Here is a 26,258-nt window from a genome sequence, read left to right as displayed (position 1 = left end):
TGGTCCCGCCGGTGCCGCCGCCGGCCCCGCCTTGGGGCCGTCGCGGGGCTCGGGCAGGGGCGCGTGGGGCTCGGGCGTGCTGCCATGTCGGCGACATGGGGGCATCCCGCCGCCCCGGATACCGCTAGGTCGCCGACATGGCGGCCCGGCCCGGTGCGCGGCCCCCGGCGCGGCCCGCGCGGCCCGGCGCGGCCCAGGCCGGGCCGCCGGCCCCGGCAGGTCCGGCCTGGTCCGGGGCGTCAGGAGGCGGCCAGGGCGCGCAGGAAGCGCTCGGCGATCGGGACCGCGCTCGACCCGCTCGATCCGCCCCGCTCCACGAAGACCGCGAACGCGACGTCGCCCTGCCAGCCGACGAACCAGGCGTGGGTGTGCGCCGGGTCGTCGTCGTACTCGGCGGTGCCGGTCTTGCCGTGCACGGGGCCGCCGGGAGCGTCCTTGAGGGCGGTGGCGGTGCCGGCGGTGACCACCTCGCGCATCATCGTGCGCAGCGGCTCGACCGAATCCGGCTTGAGCTGCGGCCCGGCGGGCGCGGCCTTGGCCGGGGCCGGGTCGACGACCAGCTTCGGCTGCTCCCAGCGTCCCCGGGCGACGGCGGCGGTGGCGGCGGCCATGGCCAGCGGGCTGACCAGGGTGGTGCCCTGCCCGAACGCGGCGGCGGCCTGCTCGGCCGGTGAGCCGCCGGCGGAGACCTTGCCGGTGAACGCGTCCAGGCCGAGGTCCCACTCGGTCTCCAGGCCCAGTGCCCGGCCGGTCGCGGCGAGGCCGTCGGGGCCGAGCTTCGGCGCGAGCGCGGCGAACGCCGTGTTGCAGGACTTCGCGAAGTCGGTGCGGAACGGCACCGTGCCGAGGGCGAAGTTGTCGGAGTTCTTGAACGAGCGACCGTCCACCGTGAACGTCTTCGGGCAGGCGACCGGGCCGTCCAGGGTGACCGCGCCCCGGTCGAGCAGGCCGAGGGCGCTGACCATCTTGAACGTCGAGCCGGGCGGCACCTGGGCGGTGAACGCGAGGTTCTCGCCGGCGGCCCCGGGGCCGTTCGCGGCGGCCAGCACCGCGCCGTCGCCGACCCGCACCGCCACCAGCGCGGCGCGGCGCTTCTCGCCGCGCAGGGCCGCGTCGGCGGCGTTCTGGGTGGCCACGTCGAGGGTGGTCCGCACCGCCTGGCCGGGCTTCGGCTCCTGCCGGAACAGCTCCGTGCCGGTCGGCGCGACGGTGCCGTCCGGCCCGGCCCGCTCGCTGATCACGGTGAGCCCCGGGGTGCCGCGCAGCCGTTCGTCGTGCCGGCCCTGGAGGCCGCCGTGGCCGACGAGGTCACCCTGCCGGTAGCGGTCGGGGTGGGCGGCCAGGTCGTCGGCCTGGGCCTGGTCGACCGAGCCGAGCAGCGCGCGGGCGAACTCGCGGGTCGGGGCCAGGTCGAGCTTCTCGGCCCGGAACTTGGTGCCGGGCAGGTCGTAGATGCGGGACCGGATCTGCCGGTAGGCCTCCTCGCGCAGCGTCACCACCTCGACGAACGCGCCCGGGTCGGCGTCGGCGAGGCGCTTGGGCAGGTCGGCGAGGTCGACCGGCGGGTTGATGGCCGGCCGGATCGCCCGGAACGCGGCGTCGAGCTGCCGCGACACCGACTTCACGTCGGTCACCTCGCTCGGTTGCAGCCCGACGCGGACCACGGGCCGGGGCGTGACGATCGGCTCGCCCGCGCCGTCGAGCACCCCGGCCCGGGGCGCGGCGTCGCGGCGCACCGCGATCCGGTCGCCGTCGGTGAGCTGCTCGTGCACTATCTGGGGCTCCCAGATGACCCGCCACTGCCCGTCGCCGCCGGTGGTGAGCCGCACCTGCCGGTCGTATTCCCAGGGGGTGCCCCCGGGCAGCGACCAGGCCACCCGGATCCCGGCGGTGGCGGTGTTGGCGTCGACCTTCGGGTCGCCGGTGCGCCGCAGGGCCGGCGGGGTGTCGGCCAGCTCGCCGGAGAGCTCGCGGAGTTGGCGCGTCACGTCGGCGGCGGGGACCTTCAGCCCGGCCGGGGTCACGAAGCCGACGGCCTGGAGGTCGCCCTTGCCCCAACCCGACAGGAAGGCGTCGACGGTCGGTCCGGGGCCGTCGTCGGACGAGCAGCCCACCAACGCGCCGGCGGCCAGCACGGTGGCCGCCAGCGCCGCGAGTGACCGCCGGGCGCTGGTGCGGACGCTGCCGCGACGGATCGGGTGCGTCTGGTGCATACGGGCGGTCCCTCCGGATCTCCGACTGCCCGTCACGGTAGTACGACCGCTCCCCGCGCACCGCCCCGCCGGGCACGCCACGTGCGGGAAGACGTGCCCCGGGGAGGTGATGAAGCTCTCGCGTCTGGGTACACCCCAGCCGGCCCACCAGAGGGATCTGCAACGGGTGAAAGGACGGAGTCCCGAACCGTACGTTCCGGCCAAGGTCGACCGAAGCACTCATCGGTAGGGCCTACCAAGGTCAACCGAAGCGCGCTCTTCGGCAGGGCCTAGGCTGGGCGGCAGAGTGACCCACAACGCGGTGGGTCGAGGGGAGTGGCACCGATGGACCGGCGTCCGGCGATCAAACCGGGACCCGACCTCCGGCAGGATGACACCGGCCGGGACGACAGTTTCGATTCGGCAACCGACGGGGACGGCTTCGGCCGACTCGACACAGGCGTGACCGGGATGACCGGTTCGAGCATCGACACCCTCTACGACCTCGGGCTGCCCGCGGAGGCGCTGGCCGACGACGTCGAGGATGCCGAGCTCGACGAGCCGGTCCCGAACGCCGAACGCCTGGTCGCCCAGGCCGTCGCGCTGGCCGGGGACGACCACGACGCGGCGACACTGGTCAGCCGCTTCTGGCGGTTCGCCCCGGACGAGGAGCTGATCGGGTTCACCGCCGAGGAGATGCTCGACGCGGCCCGCGCCCACCGGGACCTCGCCCACCAGCGGGTGCCGGGCGAGCTGAAGCTGCGCATCCACGAGCCGGACGCCGACCAGCACCACACGGTGATCGAGATCGTCACCGACGACATGCCGTTCCTGGTCGACTCGGTGACCGCCCTGCTCAACGCCCACCACCTCGACGTGCACCTGCTGGTGCACCCGCTGGTCGTGGTGCGCCGCGAGCCGCTGGGCCGCCTCGTCGAGGTCGCCGCCGACGTGGAGCCCGACGACTCCATCGACGGGGACCTCGTCGAGAGCTGGATGCGGATCGAGGTCGACCCCGTCCGCGACGCCGCCGAGCGGGAGAAGCTGCGCCGCGAGTTGCAGCGGGTGCTCACCGACGTGCGGGAGGCCGTGGAGGACTGGCCGCGGATGCGCCAGCGCGCCCTGGCCCTGGCCGACGAGCTGGCCACCGCGCGCACCTCGGACAGCCGCCCGCCGGTGCCGGAGAAGGACATCACCGACTCGGTGGAGCTGCTGCGCTGGCTCGCCCACGACCACTTCACCTTCCTCGGCTACCGGGAGTACCGGCTGGTCGACACCCCCGACGGCGAGGGGCCGGCGCTGGAGGCGGTGCTCGGCACGGGCCTGGGCATCCTGCGGTCGGACTCGCCGGAGGCGCGGGCGCTGTCGTCGATGACGCCCGAGGCGCACGAGAAGGTGACCGAGAAGCGCCTGCTGATCATCACGAAGGCGAACTCCCGGGCCACCGTGCACCGGTCGGCGTACCTCGACTACATCGGCTTCAAGGTCTTCGACGACGCCGGTCAGGTGGTCGGCGAGCGGCGGTTCCTCGGCCTGTTCTCCACGGCGGCGTACCGCACGAGCGTGCGGGAGCTGCCGGTGGTGCGCCGGAAGGTGGCCGAGGTGCTGGACCGCTCCGGCCTGAGCCAACGCAGCCACTCCGGCAAGGACCTGCTCCAGATCCTGGAGACCTACCCGCGCGACGAGCTGTTCCAGATCAAGACCGAGGACCTCTACCACGCGGTGATCGGCGTGCTGCGGATGGCGGGCCGCCGGCAGCTGCGGGTGTTCCTGCGCCGCGACGCGTACGGGCGGTTCATCTCCTGCCTGATCTACCTGCCCCGGGACCGGTTCACCACGCAGAACCGGCTGCGCATGCAGGACATCCTGCTGCGCGAGCTGAACGGCGTCGGGGTGGACTACACCACCCGGGTCACCGAGTCGATGCTGGCCCGGGTGCACTTCATCGTGCGGACGGACCCGACCCGCCCGCCGGGGGACATCGACGCGGACCTGCTCGCCGAGGAGCTGGCCGACGCGACCCGGCTGTGGGACGACGACTACCGCCTGGTGCTGGAGCGCAAGCTCGGCGACGAGCAGGCCAAGCACCTGTTCAGCCGGTACGCCGACGCGTTCCCGGAGGGCTACAAGGACGGGCACACGCCGTACGAGGCGATGAAGGACCTGGCGAAGCTGGAGCTGCTGGAGGAGCCCGGCCAGCTGGAGATGCACCTGTTCCGCAAGCAGCTCGCGCCGCGCGCGGGCGTCGCCGCCCGGGACGCCGACGTCGACGAGACGATGGACGTGCGGTTCAAGGTCTACCGCTACGGCGAGCCGATGATGCTCTCGGCGGTGCTGCCGGTGCTGCACTCGCTCGGCGTGAAGGTCGTCGACGAGCACCCGTACGAGGTGGAGCGCGTCGACGGGCGGATCTGGCTGTACGACTTCGGGCTGCGGCTGCCCGAGGGGCACCAGGAGTTGGCCGAGGTGCGCCCGCACGTGGAGAACGCCTTCGCGGCGGCGTGGCGGGGCGAGGCCGAGGTGGACGGCTTCAACGAGCTGGTGCTGCGCGGCGGGCTCACCTGGCGGCAGGTGGTGGTGCTGCGGGCGTACGCGAAGTACCTGCGGCAGACCGGGACGGTCTTCTCGCAGGACTACATGGAGCAGACGTTCATCGCGTACCCGAGGATCGCCGCGCTGCTGGTGGAGCTGTTCGAGGTGCGGTTCGCCCCCGGCGAGGCGAGCGTCGAGCAGCGCCGCGAGCGCGGCGGCGAGCTGGTGACGGCGGTCAAGGCGGCGCTGGACGACGTGGCCAGCCTCGACCAGGACCGCATCCTGCGCTCCTACCTCACGCTGATCCAGGCCACCCTGCGCACCAGCTTCTACGCCAAGCCGGTCGGCGGCCGGCCGAAGCCGTACGTGGCGTTCAAGCTGGACCCGCAGGCCATCCCGGACCTGCCGGCCCCGCGCCCCCGGTTCGAGATCTTCGTCTACTCGCCCCGGTTCGAGGGCGTGCACCTGCGCTACGGGCCGGTGGCCCGGGGCGGGCTGCGCTGGTCCGACCGGCGGGAGGACTTCCGCACGGAGGTGCTCGGCCTGGTCAAGGCGCAGATGGTGAAGAACGCCGTGATCGTACCGGTGGGCGCGAAGGGCGGCTTCGTGCTCAAGCAGAAGCCGGGTGACCGGGACGAGGCGGTCGCCTGCTACCAGGAGTTCGTCGGCGCGATGCTCGACGTCACCGACAACATCGTCGCCGGTGAGATCGTGCCGCCCGAGGACGTGGTCCGGCACGACGCGGACGACCCGTACCTGGTGGTGGCGGCGGACAAGGGCACCGCCACGTTCTCCGACATCGCCAACGAGATCTCGGCGGGGCACCAGTTCTGGCTGGGCGACGCGTTCGCCTCGGGCGGCTCCGCCGGCTACGACCACAAGAAGATGGGCATCACCGCCCGGGGCGCCTGGGAGTCGGTGAAGCGGCACTTCCGGGAGCTGGGGCACGACACCCAGACCCGGGACTTCACGGTGGTCGGCGTCGGCGACATGTCGGGCGACGTGTTCGGCAACGGGATGCTGCTGTCCGAGCACATCCGGCTGGTGGCCGCGTTCGACCACCGGCACATCTTCCTCGACCCGGACCCGGACGCCGCCACCTCGTACGCCGAGCGGAAGCGGCTGTTCGACCTGCCCCGGTCGTCGTGGGAGGACTACGACGAGAAGCTGATCTCCGCCGGTGGCGGGGTGTACCCGCGCGCCGCGAAGTCGGTGCCGGTGTCGCCGCAGGTCCGCGCGGTGCTCGGGCTGGCCGACGACGTCGACCAGCTCTCGCCGCAGGAGCTGATGAAGGCGATCCTGACGGCCCCGGTGGACCTGTTCTGGAACGGCGGCATCGGCACCTACGTCAAGGCGTCCTCGGAGACCAACGCGCAGGTGGGCGACAAGTCCAACGACGCGATCCGGGTCGACGGCCGCAGCCTGCGCTGCCGGGTGGTCGGCGAGGGCGGCAACCTGGGCTGCACCCAGCTCGGCCGGATCGAGTACGCCCTCGCGGGCGGGCGGATCTACACCGACTTCATCGACAACGCGGCCGGGGTGGACTGCTCCGACCACGAGGTGAACATCAAGATCCTGCTCAACACGGCGGTCGCCGACGGGGAACTGACCGTGCCGGAGCGCGACGAGCTGCTGGCCGGGATGACCGACGAGGTCGCCGAGCTGGTGCTGCGCGACAACTACGACCAGGCCCGCGCGATCAACAACTCGCAGGCGCAGGCCGCCTCGCTGCTCCCGGTGCACCGGCGGATGATCAACGAGTTGGAGCGCTCGGGCGCGCTGAACCGGGCATTGGAGGCGCTGCCGCCGGACGAGGAGCTGGCGGCCCGCACCGAGACCGGGCTGACCGCGCCGGAGTTCGCGGTGCTGCTCGCGTACACGAAGATCGTGCTGGAGCGGGAGATCCTGGCCGAGGGTCTCGCGGACGAGGAGTGGACGACCGACGTCCTGGTCAACTACTTCCCGACGCCCATGCGCGAGCGGTTCGCCGACCGGATGGGTCAGCACCGGCTGCGCCGCGACATCGTCACCACCGTGCTGGTGAACGAGGCGATCAACCGGGGCGGCATCACGTTCGTCTTCCGGGTGGTCGAGGAGACGGCGGCGTCGGCGGCGGACGTGATCCGGGCGTACGTGGTGGTCCGCGAGGTGTTCGGGCTGCGCGAGCTGTGGGACGCCGTCGAGGCGCTGGACAACAAGGTCGACCCGGAGTTGCAGACCGCGGTCTACCTGGACACCCGGCGGCTGCTCGACCGGGCGGTGCGCTGGCTGGTGACCAACCGGCGCTCGCCGCTGGACGTGCCGGCGGAGATCGACCGGCTGCGCGCCGGGGTGGCCCGGCTGCTGCCCGGCCTGGAGAACCTCTTCTACGGCGGCGAGCGGGAGGCCATCGCCGCCCACATCGACGCGATGACCTCGCGGGGGCTGCCGCGCGGGCTGGCCGAGCAGGCGACCCGGCTGATGTACAGCTTCGGCCTGCTGGACGTGGTGGAGACGACGGCGACGAGCGGGCGGGACGTCGGCGAGGTGGCCTCGGTCTACTTCGTGCTCTCCGACCGGTTCCGGGTCGACTCGCTGCTGTCGAAGATCTCCCTGCTGCCCCGGGCGGACCGCTGGCAGACCCTGGCCCGGATGGCGCTGCGCTACGACCTGTACGCCGCGCTGGCCGCGCTCACCGCGGAGGTGCTCGGCTCGACGCCGGACTCGCTGCCGCCGCTGGAGCGGGTGGAGCAGTGGGAGCAGTCCAACGCGACGTCGATCCACCGGGCCCGGCGGGCGATGGGGGAGTTCGACGAGTCGCGGGCGGACCTCGCCGCGCTGTCGGTGCTGCTGCGCCAGATCCGCACGCTGGTGCGCACCTCGGCGGCCTGACGCCGGACGCGGTGCGGGCGCGGCCGGTCGGATGCCCGACCGGCCGCGCCCCGCCTGCCCGCTCCGGCTGGTCAGCCGGTCATCGTGGCGAACACGATGACGTTGTCCACGTAGCTGCCCGCCGCCTGGTCGAACTGCCCGCCGCAGGTGACGATCCGCAGGCCGGCCCGGTCGTTGGGCCCGTAGACCAGCTCGGTGGGAAAGGCGGCCTTCGGGTACGCCCGCACCTCGTCGACCGTGAAGGTGACGCGGCTGCCGTCGTGCCGCGCCACCTCGACGGTGTCGCCGGGCTGGAGCGCGCCGAGGGAGTAGAACACGGCGGGGCCGCCGACCTTCGCCGAGTCGACGTGACCCACGACGACGGCGTTGCCGATCTCGCCGGGGCTCGCGCCCGGGGAGTACCACCCGGCGCTCAACGCCTGCTCCAGCGGGGGAACCTGGACGGTGCCGTCCGGGTTGGTGCCGAGCGTCATGATCGGGGCGTCGACGCCGATGCGGGGGATCCTGATGGTGGTCGGGGTGGCCCGGGCCAGGCCGGTCGCCGACCGCTCCCCGCCCGCCGCCCCCGGGCCGGCGTCGAGGGGCCCCTGACCGGCGACGTTCCCGCCGTCGTCCGTGGTCCCGCCGACGCGGTCGGGACCGGCCTGGGTGACCGGCTGGGGCGGGCGGGGGGTGGGCACGGGGCGCATGGAGGCGCCGACCATCCCGGCGCCCACCATGGCGAGCAGGACGACGACGGCCGCGCCGGCGGCGCGCCACGGTGTCCCGTGACGGCCGCCGGCCGGTGTCGCCGTCACGTCAGGCGAGGGACCCATTGGCCCGACGCCGCCGCATCAGCACGAGGCCGCCGAGCGCCGCGGCGCCCAGCATGCTCGCCCCGGTGGTGGCCAGCCCACGGTCGGTGCCGCCGGCCGCGCCGCCGTCACCGCCCTCGACGTGGCCGCGCGGGAGCACGACCAGCTCGCCCTCGCCGCAGGAGCCCTTCAGCTCGTAGCGGCCCGGAGCGGCGTCCTCGGCGACCTCCGCCTCGCCGTAGTAGACGAAGTCCTTCTTGTGCTCCCAGGACTTCTCCTCGCCGTAGCCGGAGTCCTCGCCGTAGCCGGAGTCCTCGCCGTAGCCCTTGTCCTCGCCGTAGCTGGAGTCCTTGCCGTAGCCCTTGTCCTCGCCGTAGCTGTAGTCCTCGCTCGACCAGTCCTTCTCGGCCTTCTTCTCGGACTTGTCCCCGTAGCCCTTCTCGGCCTCCTGGTCGTGCTCGTAGCCGCTCCACTCGCCGGAGTCGTCGGCGGCGCCGCCGCCCTTGCCGCCCTTGGCCTTTTCGTCCTCCTTGGCCTTGGACTTCTCGTCCTCCTTGGCCTTCTCGTCTTCCTTGGCCCCGCCGTGCTCCTCGCCGGCCTTCTCCTCGCCGGCCTTCTCCTCGGCCCAGGCGCCTTCTTCCTCGCCCTGGTACCCGCGGTCCTCGTCCGCCGGGTGCAGCTTGACCTTGCCGGTCACCTCGGACCAGACGGCGGCGTGCTCCTGGGCCTCCGGGCAGATCTCCAGGATCTTGACCTTCTCGCCGGGCTTGACGACGTGCGGCTTGGCGTAGACCTTGCCGTCGCGGGTCTCGCCGTCGTAGTGGCCGTCCGCGAACGCGATCCCCGGCGTGAACACCAGCAGGGACGCGCCGCCGAGCGCGGCACCCGCAACGACCTTCCCGAGCATCTTGTTTGCCATGACCTGCGTCACTCCATCCCTCTTCGTCCTGAGCCCGACGTCAGCCGAGCTACCCACGACGTTAGCCCCGTTCGCGAGCTATCAGGGGAAAGATTCGTGTTTTACAGTTTGCAGGGCGATGAGGTGAAGGAGGCTTTAGCGGTATTGATGCCGTGTGTCGGATTGTTCGGGGTGGTCGACGGGGTTGCGACCTGCCGGGCGTTCCCGCACTCTTTCGAGTGGGGCGGGGTGCCCGCGTGCGGCGTCCCGGTCGACACCTTCGGTGCTCAGCCGCCCCGACCGGGGCGCTCGTCCCCGGTGGGCGGGGTCGCCCGGCATCGAACCATTGCCATGGAAGCGCTCCCATGCAAGAATTCCCTCACGCGGTACGGGGAGCCACACCGCGCAAGGCAGATGTCGAGGGCACCGGTTCCACCGGACGACGTCCGCCGCCCGGCCGGCCATGCAAGCGCCGGCCGCGCACCACCACCAAACTGCCCGTCCGGGTCGGGCACCCCCGAAATCCCCCGTGGCGCCGTCGACGTCCGTTCGATGTCGCGCGCCGTTCCGCCGGGCCGCGAGTCCGGTCTCGCCCAAGGAGATCAGTGGCATGAGTATGAGGAAGAGACTGTCCGGCCGCCGCCGGGCGCTCGCACTGACCGGTGCGGGCGCGCTGGTCGCCGGCGGTCTGGTGACCATTCCGGTCACCGCGGCCCAGGCCGCGACCCAGTGCAGCGTCGACTACACCACCAACGACTGGGCCGGCGGCTTCACCGGCAGCGTCACCATCAAGAACATCGGCGACGCCGTCTCGTCCTGGAGCCTCGGCTTCACCTTCCCGAACAGCAGCCAGCGGGTCGTGCAGGGCTGGTCGGCGAAGTGGAGCCAGAGCGGGCAGAACGTCACCGCCGCGAACGAGGCCTACAACGGCTCGATCTCCAGCGGTGGCAGCGTGACCATCGGCTTCAACGGCTCGTGGAGCGGCAGCAACCCGAAGCCCACCTCGTTCACCCTGAACGGCGTGGTCTGCAACGGCGGCACCACCAACCCCACGACGCCGCCGCCGACCACCCCGCCGCCGACGACGCCGCCGCCGACCACCCCTCCGCCGACGACGCCCCCGCCCACCACCCCTCCGCCGACGACCCCGCCGGGGCAGAAGGTGGACAACCCGTACCTGAACGCCAAGGGGTACGTGAACCCGGAGTGGAAGGCCAAGGCCGAGTCCGTCGCGGGCGGCAACCGGGTGTCCAACACCCCCACCGCCGTGTGGATCGACCGGATCGCCGCCATCAACGGCACCCCGGACAGCAGCTCCAACGGGGCCATGGGCGTGCGTGACCACCTGGACGCCGCGCTCGCCCAGGGCGCGAACTACATCCAGTTCGTCATCTACAACCTGCCCGGCCGCGACTGCTCCGCCCTCGCCTCCAACGGCGAGCTGAAGCCGGACGAGCTGCCCCGCTACAAGTCGGAGTACATCGACCCGATCGCCGCGATCCAGGGCGACTCGAAGTACGCCAGCCTGCGGATCATCAACATCGTCGAGATCGACTCGCTGCCGAACCTGATCACCAACACCTCGGACAAGCCGGGCGGCACCGCGACGTGCGACACGATGAAGGCCAACGGCGGCTACGTCAACGGCGTGGGCTACGCCCTGGCGAAGCTGGGCGCGATCGGCAACGTCTACAACTACATCGACGCCGGCCACCACGGCTGGCTGGGCTGGGACAGCAACTTCAGCCCGAGCGCCGCGATCCTGCGTGAGGCCGCCGGCGCGTCCGGCAGCACCCCGGCCAACGTGCACGGCTTCATTGTCAACACCGCGAACTACTCGGCCCTCAAGGAGCCGTACTTCAAGGTGACCGACACCGTGAACGGCCAGACCGTCCGCCAGTCCAAGTGGGTCGACTGGAACTACTACGTCGACGAGCTCTCCTTCGCCCAGGCGTTCCGCAACGAGCTGGTCTCCAAGGGCTTCAGCAGCAACATCGGCATGCTGATCGACACCTCCCGCAACGGCTGGGGCGGCTCCGCCCGGCCCACCGGCGCGGGCCCGACGACCAGCGTGGACGCCTACGTCAACGGCGGTCGGGTCGACCGGCGCTTCCACACCGGCAACTGGTGCAACCAGGCCGGCGCGGGCCTCGGCGAGCGTCCCAAGGCCGCTCCGGAGCCGGGCATCGACGCCTACGTCTGGGTGAAGCCCCCGGGTGAGTCGGACGGCTCCAGCACCGAGATCCCGAACAACGAGGGCAAGGGCTTCGACCGGATGTGCGACCCGACCTACACCGGTAACGCCCGCAACGGCAACAACATGAGTGGCGCGCTGTCGGGTGCCCCGATCTCGGGTGCCTGGTTCCCGGCGCAGTTCACCCAGCTGATGCAGAACGCCTACCCGCCGCTCTCCTGATCCGGCGGAAGGCCTACCGGCCGCCGCGGGAGTGAGGCACCGCGCCGGCAGGTTCCCCCGGCCCCTGGTCCGACCGTCCACCGGTCGGGCCAGGGGCCCCCGCCTGTTCCGGGCCGGTCCGCCCCTGGTCCGTCAGCCCCCGGCCGGCCGGCCCCGGGCGGGTCAGGGCACCGTCCGTTCCACCGCCGCCCGGCCCTGCTCGGCCAGGTCCCGGCGGGCCCGCTCGATGTTCTCCGGCGTCGGGTCCTGGCCCCGCGCCAGCACCAGGTCCTCCGGGTCCCACGGCTGCTCCGCGCCGGTGCGGATGGTGTCCCCGCCGGTGCCCGTGCCCCCGCCGTACGGGTCGCCGAGCAGGTCCTCGGTCGAACCGGCCCCCTCGACGGCCTCCCCCGGCCCGGCGAAGGACGGGTCGGCCCGGTCCGCACCGCCGGTACGCAGCTGCGGCACCGTGCTCTCGTCGTCCACCGCCGCCGCCACCTCGGGGGTCTCCTCCAGCGGTCGCCCCGCGTTCGGCTCGCGCTCCGTCATCCTGCTGCCCTCCCGTGCGCCCAGGTGCTGCCTGATCCCCCCGGCGTACCCCGAAGGACGCAGGGCATGCCGACGGCGCCGGACCCCGCGGTCCGGCGCCGTGGAATCGACCTCCTGCGCCGTGGCGGCTGGATCGTCCGTGCCGCCCGCTACGGGTGAACCGATCGGCGGCGACGCTCCGCCGCCTTCTCGTTGAACACCACCCGGGGCTCCGGACGGCCCCGGGCCAGCCAGAGCCCGAGGGTGATCGGCCAGAACAGGCTGGCGCACAAGGCGGTCAGAAACCAGCCCAGCCCGAACCCGTCGGACCCGAGGATCTTTATCGGGCCCTGGCCGACGCCGGCCCGCGACCGGATGACGACGGTGGCCACGAGAATTCCGAGAAGATAGACGATGCCGGGCACCGCTTCCATGACACTGTCCCCCTACAGCCGTTCGGTCCGTGGTCAGCGCGTTTCGACGAACGCCTTCTCGGTCATGCGGCAGCGTCCGTTGCCGCACTTCGGGCAGTGCAGCGTCTTGCACTCGAACACCGCCCAGTAGCCGGCGGGTCCCGCTCCACTCTTCGAGCCCGGTCGTGCGTACATCGGAACGCCACAGTGACAGGTGGGCCTGCTCATGCCTGCTACCTCCATCGATCAGTTGACAGAAGACCGTCGCCGACCGCTCAGTCGAGCCGCGGTGCGGGCAACGGAAAACACGGCTCCAGTTCCGGATGGCACCAGAACGGCGGAGTCTGGAAGATCGGTGCCGAACTGCGAGTAGAGCTCCTCGACGGCGTCGGTGTCGCCGCCACCGGCGACCGCCCGCGCAGCCACAGGGCGACGACGACCGATGCGCCACCGACGGCCGAGAGGCCGAGGCACAGGGCGAGGTCCACGATGCTCTCCAGATCCGGTGACGAATGCATTCGGCGGGTGGTGGCGGTACCGGACCCGGATCGACGCGTTGATCCGGCGGGCTCGGGGCTGATTCGGCTGGCTCAGGAATGGGTGATCGGCGGGAACGCCCGACCGCCCGCCGGACGTCCACTTGTCCGACTGCTGCGCCCGGCTGCCGCTCGGCCCGGTGGTCCGCCGGAAAGACGGTCGCGTAACGGGGCCGGCGAGGACAAGCATGTCGGCAGAAGACCGGAAAACCCCGGTTCGTTGTCCGGTACCCAACTGTTGTCCGACCTGGACAGACGCCGGGATGCATACGGAAAATCACCACGAAGATCCGGATAATCGTCGGAGGCTCGGCAGTGGGACGTCCTGAAGGCTCTCTCGATCGTGACGGATCGCTGGCCACGGAATTCGCGTACTGGTTGCGCGATCTGCGTAACCGGTCGGGTCTGACGTACGAACAGCTCTCCCGGCGGACCGGATACGGCAAGAGCACCCTGCAGGAAGCCGCGGCGGGACGCCGGCTGCCCACCCTCGACGTCACCCTCGCCTTCGTCAAGGCCTGCGACGGCGACGAGGACGCCTGGCGGGACTACTGGACGCGGCTGAAGCGCGCCGCCGGCCAGGGGCGACCCTCAGGCGCGCCGGAGAGCCTCGACCTGACTCCTCCGTGGGCCGCCGCCGACCGTCCGACGCCGCCCGAGCGCCGCCGGGCGCAGACGGAACGGGAGCCGGCGGACCGGGAGCCGGCGGAACCGGCGTACGCCGACGCCCCGAGCCGGACCGGCGACGAGCCGGCGGCCGGCGGTGTCGAGGGGCGCGCCCCGGCGTCCCGGCGGCGGTTGCCCGCCCGGTGGTGGATCGGGGCGACCGCCACGGCGGTGCTGGTGGTGTCCGTCGCCGTGGTCGGGTTCGTCGCGTTCGCCGACGCCGACGACCGGCCGCCCCCGGCGCAGGCCACCAGCGCGACGCCGAAGGCGCTGCTCGTCCAGAACAAGGTGGCGATCGGTCCGTCCGACCTGGTGGAGGACCGCACCCCCGCCTACCTGTCGGCGGAGCCGGCGGCCCGCTGCGCGGCGCGCGGCTGCAAGCTCGACGACACGGAGATGTGGAGCGGAACCCTCGTCCCCGTCACCTGCTGGGTGACCGGCACGGAGGTCACGAACCGGGACACCACGTCGGCGGGGATCGAGCAGAACCCGAACGGCGTCACCTCCCGGCTGTGGTACCGGGTGGTGTGGCCGGACGGCCGGGCCGGATTCCTCGCGGAGATATACGTGGCGCCCGAGTACCGCGGCGGACTCGCCCTGCCGGCGTGTTGACCCGCCCGCGCGGCGGCCTCCGTCGCCCGGCCCGCCGGCGGCGCACGGGGAGCGACGCGCGCCCCGGCCGTGGTCGGCCGGGGCGCGCGGGGCGGGGACGGTCAGCGGCCGAGCACCCGGTCCAGGAAGTCGCGGTACCCGCGCACCGCGATCCGGAGCTGCTCGGTGTCGTCGCCGGTCTGCTGCCAGTCGCCCAGCTTGTTCTTCTGCTCCGCGAGCGCGGCGGCCAGCGCCTCGATCGCCTCCCCGACCAGCGACTCGGCCTGGCCGGCGGCGGCCCTGGGGTCGTCGACGAAGCGGAGCTGGACGTCGCGCCAGCGGTCCCGGAAGCCCTGCGCCGTGCCGGGCTCGAAGAGGGTGGCGGCGTCCTCGGGCACCGCGCCCGCGGTGGGCCGGGCCGCCGCCGTGACCGCGCCGACGCCATGGGCCGACGGGGCGTCGTCCCGCGCGTCCGGGTCGATCATGCCGGGCTCGGGCCGGCCGTACCCGGCCGCGCCGGCGGCCACCGCGTCCTCCTGGCTGCGGTCCGCGCCGACCCGCCCGTCGACCGGGTGCCGGGTGTCGTGCTCGTGTCGGGTGTCGTCGGCGTGCCGGTGTTCCGCGTGGCGGCCCTCGCCGCGCTCGTCGTCCGGTCCGCCGTCCGCCCACCGGGACCGGTCGTGCAGCCGGTCGGCGGCGGTCGGGTCGGCCCGCTCGTCGTCGAACGCGTCCGTCCTGCCCGGCGCGCCGTCGCCCGGCCTGGCGGTGTCCTCGGCGCGCGGGTCCCGCTCGTCCTCCGGGCGGCCGCTGGCCATCGCCGAGGCGGCGACCGCGCCGCCGACCGTGGTGGCCCCGAACGCGGTCGGCAACGGGGCGGGCTCGTGGAACTCGGGCTCGCCGTCGCCGCGCCCGTCGGCCACGGTCGGGTCGTCGAAGGTGCCCCGGTCGTCCAGCACGTCCTCGGGCACCTCGGCGCGGCCCTCGACGTCCCGGCCCCGGCGCGCCGCCGCGTCGCCGGTCGCCCGGCCCGGGGGCGGCACCGGCACCGGCGCGGACCGGACGGCCTCGGGGTGGTCGCTGCTCACCTGCTGCTCCTGGCGCATCTGGCTCTCCTCAACGGCTCGTGACGTCGTGCGGACGGTCGACCGGCGTCTCCTGCGCCTCCCGGGACGCGTGCTCCGGGTGGCGCTGCTCGGGCCGGTGGTGCTGCTCGGGCCGGCGGTGCTCCGGGTGGTGCTGGTCCGGGTCGCGCTGGTCGGGGACGCGGGCGTCCAGCGGATCCCCGCCGAGCAGGTCGGCGAAGAGGGCCCGGTAGTGGACGACGGCCTGGCGCAGCTCCTCGGTGCCGGCCTCGCCGCGCTCGTTGCGCAGCCGGATCTCGTGGGCGTCCCGGTAGTGCGAGAGCGTCCGGGCGTGCTCGACGGAGAGCTGGGCGATCTGGTCGGAGAAGTCCCCGGTCGGATACCCGCGCTCGGCGACGAGCCGGCCGACCAGCTCGTCGGCGTCGCTCACCGTCTCGGCGGGGGAGTCGACGAAGCGGACCTGGAGCTCCTCCCACGCCGCCGCGTACCGGGCCCGGGACTCGGGGGTGAGCGGGGTGAGCGTCAGCTCCGCGTGCCGGCGTTCCCGCTCCCGCAGCTCCCGCTCGGCGTCGGCGCGGCTGTCCCGTTCGGCGACGACCCGGTCGTATTCGGGCCCGAACCGGGACCGCAGCGCGCGGCGGCGGGCCGCCTGCCGGGCGACGACGGCCAGGACCGCGGCCACCACGAGTACGACGAGAACTATGACGATTACCTGCGTGGGCGACATGGCTCCTCCTTCGTCCCTCCGGTATTCCCTCCGGTCGCTGATCGCCAATCCCGATCCGGGCGACTTTCCTGGGCGATCGGCGGATGTCGGGTGACGGATGGGGGGTTCCCGCCCTGATGGGTCAGGACTCCGAAGCAGCGGAGCGTGCCGGGGCGAGCGCACCGGGCGAGAGGCCGGTACCGCATCCGGCGACGATTACGTATCCTGCCCAAGGCGCCCGTGCCGGTGCCCCGGTGCCGTGGCGGCGAAGCCTGGCCGGCACCGGTGCCACCCGCTGCCACACGTTCCGGGCGAGGTCTGATGAACACCCGCGACTGGCCGATCCGCTCGAAGCTGACGGCCCTGGTCGTAGCGCCGGTCAGCGCGCTGCTGGCCCTGTGGATCTTCGCCACCACGCTCGCCTTCGGCCCCGCCCTGGACCTGCTCTCCGCGGGCACCCTCCTCTACGACTTCGGCCGGCCCGGTGAGACGGTCGTCGCCGAGCTGCAACGCGAGCGCCGGCTGACCGTGGTGCAGCTCGCCGGCGCCGCCGAGTTGCCGGAGCTGGCCGAGCAGCGGCGACGCACCGACGTCGCGGTCGCCGAACTGCGTCGCCGGGTCAACGGCGAGCGCCTGCGGGACGCCGCCGGCGACCTGCTCGACGCCCGGCTCGACCGGCTGCTCGGCGCGCTGGACGCGCTGCCCGCCGGCCGGGGTTTCATCGACCGCCGCGAGGTGGACCGGACGGGCGCGATCGGGCTCTACAGCGGCATGGTGGGCGCGGCCTTCCAGGCGTTCACCGCGCTGGCCGCCCTGCCCGACAACGACCTCAACCGGCAGGCGCTGGCGCTGACCGCGCTCGGCCGGTCCCGGGAGCTGCTCGGGCAGGCCGACGCGCTGCTCGCCGGGGTGCTGGTCACCGGGAGCTACGCCCCGGGCGAGCACACCCAGCTCGTCCAGGTCATCGGCAACCAGCGCTTCCTGACCGAGACGGCGGTGGCCGACCTGCCGGCGGACGACCGGGCGGCCTACCAGCGGCTCGCCGAGAGCGAGGCGTTCGTCCGGCTGCGCACCCTCCAGGACGAGCTGGTGCGGGCCGATCCCGGCCGGACGCCGCAGCTCGACGCCCGGGCCTGGGAGACCAGCCAGGAGGCGGTCCAACGGGGGCTGCGCGACTTCGAGCTCACCCAGGCCGACGCGATCGCCGACCGGACGGTGCCGGTGGCGGTCGGCATCCTGGCCCGGCTCGGCGTCGCCGGGGTGCTCGGGCTCGCCGCGATCGTGGCGTCGGTGCTGGTGTCGCTGCGGGTCGGCCGGTCGCTGGCGCGCCGGCTCACCGCCGTGCGCGACGCGGCGCTGGAGATGGCCGAGCACCGGCTGCCGGACGTGGTCACCCGGCTGCGTCGCGGCGAGGACGTCGACGTGGCCCGGGAAGCCCCGCTGCTGCAACACGGCGAGGACGAGATCGGCCAGGTGGGGCGCGCGTTCACCGAGGTGGGCCGCACGGCCGTCCGGTCCGCGGTCGACGAGGTGACCCTCCGGCGCGGGCTCAACGAGGTCTTCCTCAACATCGCCCGGCGCAGTCAGGGGCTGGTGCACCGGCAGATCGCCCTGCTCGACCGGATGGAGCGCCGGGTCGAGGACCCGGACGAGCTGGCCGAGCTGTTCCGGGTGGACCACCTGGCGACCCGGCTGCGCCGGCACGCCGAGGACCTGGTGATCCTCGCCGGGGCCGCGCCGGGCCGGGGCTGGCGCAACCCGGTCGCGATGGTCGACCTGGTGCGGGGCGCGATCTCCGAGGTGGAGGCGTACGACCGGGTCGACATCGCCGACGTGCAGCCGGCCGCCACCGTCGGCCGGGCGGTCGGCGACGTCATCCACCTGCTGGCCGAGCTGATCGAGAACGCCACCGTGTTCTCCCCGCCCGGCACCCGCGTCGCGGTGCGGGGGCAGAGCCTGCCCAACGGGTACGCCGTGGAGATCGTCGACCAGGGCCTCGGCATGGCCGCACCGGCGCTGGAGGAGGCCAACCGCAGGCTGGCGACGCCGCCGGAGTTCGACCCGGCCGACAGCGCCCGGCTCGGGCTGTTCGTGGTCGCCCGGCTCGCCGCGCGGCACGGCATCCGGGTGCAGCTGCGGCCGGCCGCCCAGGGCGGGGTCACCGCCGTGGTACTGATCCCGCACGGCCTGGTGACCAGCGAGCCGCCGCCCGGCCCGGCCGGCAGGCGGGCGGCGCAGGGCGCGGCCGACGACCGGCGGATGGCCAAGGTGACCCGGCTCAACACGCTGCCCCGGCCCCGCTCGGCCCGGATCACCCGGGAGCGCGGCGACTCGTCGACGGCCGTGGTCCCGCTGGTGCCCAGCCGCTCCGTGCCGGCCGACCCGGGCGACGGCGACGGCCTGCCCCGGCGGGTGCGCCGGCGCGGCCCCACCACCCGCCCCCGGCCGACGGCCCAGGACGCCCCGACCCCCCGCGCCCCGGAGGAAGCCCGGCGGCTGATGTCCGCGCTCCAGGCCGGCACCGCCCGGGGCCGCCGGGACGGGGTGGCCGGCGCGGCCGCGGACGGCGGCGACGCCGCCGGGGGCGACCCCCCGGCGGCCGGCCCCGGCCCGGCCCCGGCCCCCGCCGCCCCGACCGCCGCCGTTCCCCACCCGACCGCCGCTGGCGCGACACCGGAACCGGACGTCCCGGCGGCGCCCCCGCAACCCACGACCGCAACTGAGAGGGACGCCTAGTGGTGCACAGGACGAAGCCGAACGTCGATCTCGACTGGTTGCTCGACGAGCTGGTGGAACGCCTACCGGCCGCCCGTGAGGCGGTGGTGCTCTCGGCGGACGGCCTCCTGCTCGGCGCGTCCGCCGAGCTCGACCGGACCGCCGCCGAGCACCTCTGCGCCCTGGCCTCCGGTTTCTCCAGCCTGGCCAAGGGCGCCAGCCGGCACCTCGCCGCCGGCGGGGTGCGGCAGACGGTGGTGGAGATGGAGTCGGCGTACCTCTTCGTCACCGCCGCCGGCCAGGGGGCGTGCCTCGCGGTCGTCGCCGAGGCCGACGCGGACATCGGCCTGGTGGCGTACGAGATGGCGATGCTGGTGATCCGGGTGGGCGAGAACCTGACGGCCCCGGTCCGGTCCTCCTCGGGTGGGGCCGATGCGGGCTGAGTCCCCGGGGCCGCGGCACGAGTGGCTGGACGGCGACGCGGGCCCGGTCGTCCGCCCGTACACCCTGACCGGCGGGCGGGTCCGGCCGCCGGTCGGCCTCGACCTGGTGGCGTTCGTGCTCGCCGGCCGGGGCGTGGACCCGGCGGCCCACCCGCGCCTGCACCCGGAGCACCGCCGCCTGGTGGAGCTGGCCCGGCGGCCGGTCCCGGTCGCCGAGCTGGCCGTCGAGCTGGACCTCGCGGTGGGGGTGGTCCGGGTGCTCGTCGGCGACCTGCTCGCCCGTGGCCTGGTCTCGGTGCACGAGCCGGCCGGCACCGCGTTCCTACCCGACGACAACATCCTCAAGGCGGTGGTCAATGGACTCCGTGCGCTATGACCGGGACGGGTCCGGGGTGCGGATCCCGCTGGCCCTGAAGATCCTCATCGCGGGCGGCTTCGGCGCCGGCAAGACGACGCTGGTGAGCGCGCTGAGCGAGGTCCGGCCGTTGCAGACCGAGGAGGTCCTCACCGGCGCCGGGATCGGCGTGGACGACCTCTCGGGGGTGGAGGGCAAGTCCACCACCACGGTGGCCATGGACTTCGGCCGGATCACCATCAACGAGGACCTCCAGGTCTATCTGTTCGGCACCCCGGGCCAGGACCGGTTCTGGTTCCTCTGGGACGAGCTGGCCTTCGGGGCGCTCGGCGCGGTGGTGCTCGCCGACACCCGCCGGCTGGCCGACTGCTTCCCGTCGATCGACTACTTCGAGCAGCGGAACATCCCGTTCGTGGTCGGGGTGAACTGCTTCGACGACGGCCGCCGGTTCAGCCTGGACTCCGTACGGCACGCGCTGGACCTCGACCCGGGCGTGCCGTTGCTGTTCTGCGACGCCCGGGACCGCCAGTCCGGCAAGCTGGTGCTGATCTCCCTGGTCGAGCACGTCGCCCGGCAGCGCGGCGAGCCGGTGCCGGCCTGACCCGGGGGCGCACGGGTAGGGGCCGGGCCGACGTGGGTACGGTCCCCGGGGCGACGGGCCCGGCCGGCGCACGGCCGGCGGCGCACACGGACAGCAGCGGAGGGCGGACCGGATGACCGGGCAGCAGGCGATCGTCCACATCGGGGGCTACACGGCGGCCACCGGGGGGCGGGGCGAGGGGATCGTCGCCGCCCGGCGCGACCCGGTGACGGGCGCGCTGACCCCGCTCGGCACCGCCGCGGCGACCCCGTCGCCGTCCTTCCTCGCCCGGCACCCCACCCTGCCGGTGCTCTACGCCGTCAACGAGCTGCCCGAGGGGGAGGTCAGCGCGTTCCGGGTCGGCCCGGACGGCGACCTGACCCCGCTCGGCTCGGTCGGCACCGGGGGCGCCGAGCCCTGTCACCTGGCGGTCACCCACGACGGCGGGCACCTCGTGGCGGCCAACTACGGCGGCGGGAGCCTGGCGGTGTTCCCGCTCGACCCGACGGGCGCGCCGGGCGACCGCAGCGACCTGGTGGTCCACGCCGGGCACGGGCCCGACCCGCAGCGGCAGGAGAGGGCGCACTGCCACATGGTCAGCCCGGCGCCGGACGGCGGGCCGCTGCTCGCCGTCGACCTGGGGACCGACTCGGTCTACCGGTACGACCTCGACGCCGCCTCGGGGCGGCTGGTGCCCCGGGCGCCCCGGGTACACGCCCCGGCCGGCTCCGGTCCGCGTCACCTGGCCCGGCACCCCGACGGCCGGCGTTGCTGGCTGGTGGGTGAGCTGGACGCCGCGGTCACCGCGTACGAGCTGACCGCCGACGGGGCGCTGCACCAGCGGGGCCGGGTGGACGCCAGCGGCCGCGCCGGGCACGTCCAGCCCTCCGAGATCGCCGTCGGCCCGGACGGGCGCTTCCTCTACGTCGGCAACCGGGGCGTCGGCACGGTGTCGGTCTTCGCGCTCGCCGGTGACCTGCCCGAGCTGGTCGCGGAGGTGGCGACCGGCGGGGAGTGGCCCCGGCACTTCGCCCTGGCCGGCGAGCACCTGTACGTCGCCGACGAGCGCGCCGACATGGTCCGGGTGTTCCGGGTGGAGGCCGCGACGGGGGTCCCGACGCCGGTGGGGGAGCCCGTGGCGGTGTCCAGCCCGGCCTGCGTCCTACCGTGACCGCCAGCGGTTCCGGCCCTGATCAGGGGCGTGCCGGCGACCTCGGGGCACGAGGTGGTCACTCAGCGTCATAAAAGTGATGACATCTGTCTCTCCTGAGTAACTTTCGTCCGAACGGACGTGGCAGTACCAGCAGCGGGTCCGCAAGATGGTCACCGTGTCAGGCCGCCATCGTATGCAGTCAGGTATCCGCGGAGCAGGCGCGGTCGCGTCGGCGACGGCGCTCGTCGTCGTCATCGCGGGTGCCTGGTTCGGCTACCGGGCGTTGGTCCAGCCCGCCTGTTCGGGGCAGGTCCAGCTGTCGGTGGCGGCGGCGCCCGAGCTGGCCCCGGCGGTGCAGGCCGCCGCGGCGCAGTGGGTGTCCGACGGGGCGGCGGTCGGCGGCACCTGCATCGCCGTGAACGTCACGGCGGCCGAGCCGGTGGACGTCGCCGCCGCGGTGGCCGGCAAGCACGGGGTGCAGCTGGCCGGCGTCGGCCAGGCCAGCGGCACGGCGGTCACCCCGGACGTCTGGGTGCCGGACTCCTCGACCTGGCTGCTGCGGCTGAAGAACGCCGGGGCCACCGCGTTCGCCCCGGGCAACGGCGCGTCCATCGCCCGCAGCCCGGTGGTGGTGGCGGTGCCCGAGCCGGTGGCCGAGACCCGGTTCGGCTGGCCGGAGAAGAAGCTGACCTGGACCGACCTGCTGCGCCAGGTGAGCAGCAGCAAGCCGATCCGGGCCGGGATCGTCGAGCCGACGCAGGACGCGGCCGGCCTGTCCGGGCTGCTGTCGATGACCGCCGCCGCCAGCGGCGCGGGCGGCGACGCGCAGCAGGCCACCACGGGGGCGTTGCGGGCGCTGGCCACCGGCCGTTCCGCGCTGCGCGAGGACCTGCTGGCCCGGTTCCCCCGCTCCTCCGACCCGACGGCGATCGCCTCCGGCCTCGGTGCCGCCGCGCTGTCGGAGGAGGACGTGATGGCGTACAACGAGCGGAAGCCGCCGATCCCGTTGGCGGCGCTCTACCTGGAGCCGTCGCCGATGCCGCTGGACTACCCGTACGCGGTGCTGCCGGGCATCGAGCCGGCGAAGCAGGCCGCCGCGAAGGTGCTGTTCGAGGTGCTCACCACGCCGGGCTTCCGCAACCGGCTGGCCGAGCGGTCGCTGCGCGCGCCGGACGGCAACTGGGGCGACGGCTTCAACGCGCCGCAGGGCGCGCCGAGCCCGGCGGGTGGTGCGGCGACCGCGCCGGCGCCGGGCGGCAACGGCGCGGGGGGTCTGGACCCCGTCGCGATAGAGCGCGCCGTCTCCAGCTGGTCCATCGCCACCCAGTCCGGGCGGATGCTCTGCGTCATCGACGTCTCCGGTTCGATGAAGCAGCCGGTGCCCAGCGCCAACAACGCCACCCGGGAGCAGGTGACGGTCGCGGCGGCCAGCCGGGGCCTGAACCTCTTCGACGACTCCTGGTCGATCGGGCTGTGGACCTTCTCCACCGAGTTGGTCGGCAGCCTCGACTACCGGGAGCTGGTGCCGATCAACCCGCTCTCCAGCAACCGCAGCCGACTGGAGCAGGGGCTGGCCACGATCCGGCCCTCCAACGGCGACACCGGCCTGTACGACACGATGCTGGCCGCCTACAAGGCGGTGCAGGAGGACTGGGAGCCGGGGCGGGTCAACTCGATCGTGTTGTTCACCGACGGCAAGAACGAGGACGCCAACGGCATCTCCCAGCAGAAGCTGCTCGCCGAGCTGAAGCGGATCGCCGACCCGGAGCGGCCGGTGCAGGTCGTGATCATCGGCATCGGCAACGACGTCAGCAAGTCCGAGCTGGAGTCGATCACCAAGGTCACCGGCGGCGGCAACTTCGTCACCGAGGACCCGACCAAGATCGGTGACATCTTCCTCAAGGCGATCGCGCTCCGCCCGAACGCGCCTCGCTGACGTGCGCCATACTGAGTCATCAATCAGCGGCGGGGGCTCGCCGCGCGGGGAAACCCTTGCGCCGAGCCACGTGCCGCGCCGGTCCGCCAGCAAACTGACGGCAATACGTCCGAAGTAATCGGCGGCCATAGTTATTAAGAGAAGATGTCGAGGTGCTCCGGCGCCGTCGGTCCCGTTGGGGAGACCGGACAACGCCCGGGGCCTTTCTCAGCAGAGTGGGGAGGGCCGGTGACGTCGGCGACGCTGTTGACCGCCACCAGGACGCCGCCGCGGCCTGGTGCCGACCGGGGCGGGCCCGTGGCCCGCGTCGACGAGCGGGCGTACGTTCGCATGCTGGTCGTGCTGGACACCGCCGTTCTGGCGGTCGCGGTGCTGATCGGCTACGTGGCCCGTTTCGGCGACGAGGAGCCGGTGGGTTCGGAGATCCCGTACGTCGTGGTGGCCCCCGTGCTGCTGCTGACCTGGCTGCTCTCGCTCAAGGTCCTGCGCTGCTACGACGACCGGGTGCTCGGCTACGGCGCCGACGAGTACCGGCGGGTCGGCAGCGCCAGCCTGCGCCTCGCGGGCGGCACCGCCATCGCCGGCTACATCGCCGACGTCGGCGTCTCCCGGGGCTTCCTGGCCATCTCGTTCGCCGTCGGCATGCTGGGCCTGGAGGTGGCCCGGTTCGCCGCCCGCAAGCGGCTGCACCGGGCCCGGTCCCGGGGGCGCGGCTGGTCGCGCAAGGTGCTGGTGGTCGGCGACACCGCGCACGTGCTGGAACTGGTGCACCAGCTGCGGCGCGAGCCGTACGCCGGCTACCACGTGGTGGGGGCCTGCATCCCCGACGCGCTGCTCGCGCCGGTGCCGCAGCGGCTCGGCGACGTGCCGGTCGTGGGCTCGTTCCGGGGCATCCCGGAGGCGGCCACCGCGATCGGCGCGGACACCGTGGCCGTCACCGCCTCCGGCGAGCTGACCGCGACCCGGCTGCGGCGGCTCGGCTGGCAGCTGGAGGGCACCGGCGTCGACCTGGTCGTCGCGCCCGCGCTCACCGACGTGGCCGGCCCCCGCATCCACACCCGCCCGGTCGCCGGCCTGCCCCTGATCCACGTGGAGGCCCCCGAGTTCCGGGGGGCCCGCAAGCTGGTCAAGGGCTTCGTCGACCGGTCCGCCGCCGCCGTGGCGCTGGCCCTGCTGCTGCCCCTGCTGGCCGTGATCGCCCTGGCGATCAAGCTCGACAGCCGGGGGCCGGTGCTGTTCCGGCAGATCCGCGTCGGCCAGGGCGGCCGCGAGTTCGGGGTGTTCAAGTTCCGCACGATGGTGGTCAACGCCGACGCCCTGCTCGCCGAGCTGACCACCCGCAACGAGACCGACGGCCTCATGTTCAAGATGCGCGACGACCCCCGGGTGACCCGGGTCGGCCGGGTGCTGCGCAAGTGGTCGCTCGACGAGCTGCCCCAGCTCGCCAACGTGCTGCTCGGGCAGATGAGCCTGGTCGGCCCGCGTCCGCCGCTGCCCTCCGAGGTGGCCCGCTACGACGGCGACGTGGCCCGGCGGCTGCTGGTCAAGCCCGGGATGACCGGCCTCTGGCAGGTCAGCGGCCGGTCCGACCTGAGCTGGGAGGACGGCATCCGGCTCGACCTCTACTACGTGGAGAACTGGTCGCTCGCCGCCGACCTGACGATCCTGTGGAAGACGTTCGGCGCGGTGGTGCGCAGCCGGGGCGCCTACTGACCCCGGGGCGTCCCGGGCCGGTCAGGGTCGCGGGCCCGTCCAGTCGAGGCAGACCACCACCGCGTCGTCGACCAGGTCACCGGCGACGAACGCCCGCAGGTCGCCGATCAGCGACCGCACCGCGTCCAGCGGCTCCATCGGGCCGGTCCGGCGCAGGAACCGGTCCAGCGCGCTCTCGCCGTACCGGACGTTCTGCCCGGTCGCCTCGACGACGCCGTCGCTGAGCACGAAGAGCCGGTCGCCGCGGCGCAGCGTGAACCGCTGCTCCCGGTAGTCGGTGCCGTCGAACATGCCGAGCGGGAACTGCGCCTTCAGCGGCTGCTCCACCACCTCCCCGTCGCGCAGCAGCACCAGCCGGGGCGAGCCCGCGTCGACCACGGTCAGCACGCCGCCGGCCAGGTCCAGCTCCAGCAGCAGCGCCGAGACGTGCTGCTCGCCCCGGTGCAGCGCGTACACGGCCTGGTCGGCGAGGGCGGCCTGGTCGGCTAGGCCCAGCCCCGCCCGGCGGGCGTTGCGCAGGGCGTGCGTGGCCAGGGCGGTCAGCACCGACGCCTGCACGCCCTCGCCCATCCCGTTGATCGTCGACAGCCACAGCCGGTGCCCGTCGTCGGACCAGTCGAAGCTGTCGCCCCGCACCGCGTACGCCGGTTCGAGCTGGCCGGCGAGGCTGAACGACGCGCGGATCCGGCTGCGCCCGGGCAGCAGCTCCCACTGCATCTCGGCGGCGAGGGTGAGCCGGCGGCTGCGGCGGGCGGCCCGGTAGACGTCCGTGCCCTCGTTGACCGCGACCAGCTCGTGCCCCAGCGCGGTGGCGACCCCGAGCAGCTCGCCCACGGCGGCCGGGTCGCCGGGCACCGGCGACACCCGGAGCACGCCCCGCCGGTCGCCGCGCATGCTGACCGGGAGGTAGCCGGTGCGCTCGGCGACGATCGGCTCCTGGTGGTCGAAGCAGCGCCAGGCGGGGTGCCCCGGGCCCTCGACCGGTTCACCCTCGGTGAGCGGCAGCAGCGCCGAGAGGCGGTAGTCGACCTGGAGGAGTTCGACCTCCGTGATCCCGTACGACCGCAGGAGCTCTCCGGCGAGCCGGTCGACCAGCAGGTCGGCGGGCGCCTCGGTCAGGATGCGACGGGCCCGGTCTTCCGCACCGCTCATCGTCACT

General features: G+C 73.8%; 19 protein-coding genes. 10 read left to right on the top strand and 9 right to left on the bottom strand.

All coding sequences use genetic code 11. The annotated features are described in order from the left end of the window. Positions 1 to 239 precede the first annotated feature (239 nt). A complete protein-coding gene (locus O7633_RS12960) occupies positions 240 to 2,213 on the bottom strand; it encodes a penicillin-binding transpeptidase domain-containing protein (RefSeq protein ID WP_282328001.1) in 1,974 nt (657 codons plus the stop codon). Positions 2,214 to 2,537: 324 nt separating this feature from the next. Here O7633_RS12960 and O7633_RS12955 point away from each other — a divergent pair, with 324 nt between their 5' ends. Then, the gene (locus O7633_RS12955; protein ID WP_282327999.1) at positions 2,538 to 7,595 is read left to right on the top strand and encodes an NAD-glutamate dehydrogenase; all 5,058 of its coding nucleotides are present in this window, start codon (positions 2,538 to 2,540) and stop codon (positions 7,593 to 7,595) included. 71 nt (positions 7,596 to 7,666) lie between these two features. Here the strand turns inward: O7633_RS12955 and O7633_RS12950 are convergent, their stop codons facing one another. Together O7633_RS12950 and O7633_RS12945 are read right to left on the bottom strand one after the other, a co-directional pair. Next, positions 7,667 to 8,392: a class F sortase gene (locus O7633_RS12950; RefSeq protein ID WP_282327998.1), complete on the bottom strand. Its 726-nt coding sequence runs from the start codon at positions 8,390 to 8,392 to the stop codon at positions 7,667 to 7,669. Position 8,393: 1 nt separating this feature from the next. Beyond that, positions 8,394 to 9,308, bottom strand: coding sequence for a hypothetical protein (locus tag O7633_RS12945; RefSeq protein WP_282327997.1), 915 nt, complete (start codon positions 9,306 to 9,308; stop codon positions 8,394 to 8,396). A 589-nt stretch (positions 9,309 to 9,897) separates the two neighbouring features. Here O7633_RS12945 and O7633_RS12940 point away from each other — a divergent pair. Continuing rightward, positions 9,898 to 11,703, top strand: a complete 1,806-nt coding sequence (locus tag O7633_RS12940; RefSeq protein ID WP_282327996.1) for a glycoside hydrolase family 6 protein — start codon at positions 9,898 to 9,900, stop codon at positions 11,701 to 11,703. Between the two features lie 162 nt (positions 11,704 to 11,865). Here O7633_RS12940 and O7633_RS12935 read toward each other — a convergent pair whose 3' ends face one another. From O7633_RS12935 to O7633_RS12925, 3 genes are all read right to left on the bottom strand, one after another. Beyond that, on the bottom strand, positions 11,866 to 12,231 hold the full coding sequence (locus tag O7633_RS12935; RefSeq protein WP_282327995.1) for a hypothetical protein: 366 nt from the start codon (positions 12,229 to 12,231) through the stop codon (positions 11,866 to 11,868). A 149-nt stretch (positions 12,232 to 12,380) separates the two neighbouring features. After that, a complete protein-coding gene (locus O7633_RS12930; RefSeq protein WP_282327994.1) occupies positions 12,381 to 12,644 on the bottom strand; it encodes a hypothetical protein in 264 nt (87 codons plus the stop codon). Between the two features lie 254 nt (positions 12,645 to 12,898). Beyond that, positions 12,899 to 13,111, bottom strand: coding sequence for a hypothetical protein (locus O7633_RS12925; protein WP_282327993.1), 213 nt, complete (start codon positions 13,109 to 13,111; stop codon positions 12,899 to 12,901). A 426-nt stretch (positions 13,112 to 13,537) separates the two neighbouring features. Here O7633_RS12925 and O7633_RS12920 point away from each other — a divergent pair, with 426 nt between their 5' ends. Further along, positions 13,538 to 14,437 carry a helix-turn-helix domain-containing protein gene (locus O7633_RS12920; RefSeq protein ID WP_282327992.1) on the top strand — a complete coding sequence of 300 codons (900 nt, stop codon included), beginning with the start codon at positions 13,538 to 13,540 and terminating at the stop codon, positions 14,435 to 14,437. A 101-nt stretch (positions 14,438 to 14,538) separates the two neighbouring features. On the opposite strand, the gene O7633_RS12915 is transcribed toward O7633_RS12920, so the two are convergent. Together O7633_RS12915 and O7633_RS12910 are read right to left on the bottom strand one after the other, a co-directional pair. Then, a complete protein-coding gene (locus O7633_RS12915; RefSeq protein ID WP_282327991.1) occupies positions 14,539 to 15,519 on the bottom strand; it encodes a hypothetical protein in 981 nt (326 codons plus the stop codon). Between the two features lie 10 nt (positions 15,520 to 15,529). After that, the gene (locus O7633_RS12910; RefSeq protein ID WP_282327990.1) at positions 15,530 to 16,225 is read right to left on the bottom strand and encodes a hypothetical protein; all 696 of its coding nucleotides are present in this window, start codon (positions 16,223 to 16,225) and stop codon (positions 15,530 to 15,532) included. A 300-nt stretch (positions 16,226 to 16,525) separates the two neighbouring features. Between O7633_RS12910 and O7633_RS12905 the strand changes: the two genes are divergently transcribed. From O7633_RS12905 to O7633_RS12875, 7 genes are all read left to right on the top strand, one after another. Next, positions 16,526 to 18,940 carry a nitrate- and nitrite sensing domain-containing protein gene (locus tag O7633_RS12905; RefSeq protein WP_282327989.1) on the top strand — a complete coding sequence of 805 codons (2,415 nt, stop codon included), beginning with the start codon at positions 16,526 to 16,528 and terminating at the stop codon, positions 18,938 to 18,940. Then, on the top strand, positions 18,940 to 19,362 hold the full coding sequence (locus tag O7633_RS12900) for a roadblock/LC7 domain-containing protein (protein WP_074477436.1): 423 nt from the start codon (positions 18,940 to 18,942) through the stop codon (positions 19,360 to 19,362). The genes O7633_RS12905 and O7633_RS12900 overlap by 1 nt, the downstream gene beginning before the upstream one ends. Further along, the gene (locus tag O7633_RS12895) at positions 19,352 to 19,738 is read left to right on the top strand and encodes a DUF742 domain-containing protein (RefSeq protein ID WP_282327988.1); all 387 of its coding nucleotides are present in this window, start codon (positions 19,352 to 19,354) and stop codon (positions 19,736 to 19,738) included. Before O7633_RS12900 ends, O7633_RS12895 begins: the two co-directional genes overlap by 11 nt. Then, on the top strand, positions 19,719 to 20,318 hold the full coding sequence (locus tag O7633_RS12890; RefSeq protein ID WP_074477438.1) for an ATP/GTP-binding protein: 600 nt from the start codon (positions 19,719 to 19,721) through the stop codon (positions 20,316 to 20,318). Before O7633_RS12895 ends, O7633_RS12890 begins: the two co-directional genes overlap by 20 nt. Before the next feature lie 112 nt (positions 20,319 to 20,430). Continuing rightward, positions 20,431 to 21,468, top strand: coding sequence for a lactonase family protein (locus O7633_RS12885; protein WP_282327987.1), 1,038 nt, complete (start codon positions 20,431 to 20,433; stop codon positions 21,466 to 21,468). A 175-nt stretch (positions 21,469 to 21,643) separates the two neighbouring features. After that, positions 21,644 to 23,386 carry a substrate-binding domain-containing protein gene (locus tag O7633_RS12880; RefSeq protein ID WP_178066211.1) on the top strand — a complete coding sequence of 581 codons (1,743 nt, stop codon included), beginning with the start codon at positions 21,644 to 21,646 and terminating at the stop codon, positions 23,384 to 23,386. Between the two features lie 297 nt (positions 23,387 to 23,683). Then, positions 23,684 to 25,099, top strand: coding sequence for a sugar transferase (locus tag O7633_RS12875; RefSeq protein ID WP_256095815.1), 1,416 nt, complete (start codon positions 23,684 to 23,686; stop codon positions 25,097 to 25,099). A 21-nt stretch (positions 25,100 to 25,120) separates the two neighbouring features. Here the strand turns inward: O7633_RS12875 and O7633_RS12870 are convergent, their stop codons facing one another. After that, positions 25,121 to 26,251 carry a PP2C family protein-serine/threonine phosphatase gene (locus O7633_RS12870; protein WP_282327986.1) on the bottom strand — a complete coding sequence of 377 codons (1,131 nt, stop codon included), beginning with the start codon at positions 26,249 to 26,251 and terminating at the stop codon, positions 25,121 to 25,123. Positions 26,252 to 26,258: the final 7 nt, after the last annotated feature.

Origin of the sequence: Micromonospora sp. WMMD712 (genome assembly GCF_029581295.1) — a bacterium.
In the GTDB taxonomy this organism is placed as follows: Bacteria; Actinomycetota; Actinomycetes; order Mycobacteriales; family Micromonosporaceae; genus Micromonospora; species Micromonospora carbonacea.
The sequence above is the reverse complement of the archived record's forward strand: the minus strand, read 5'-3'. Positions and strand labels throughout refer to the sequence as shown.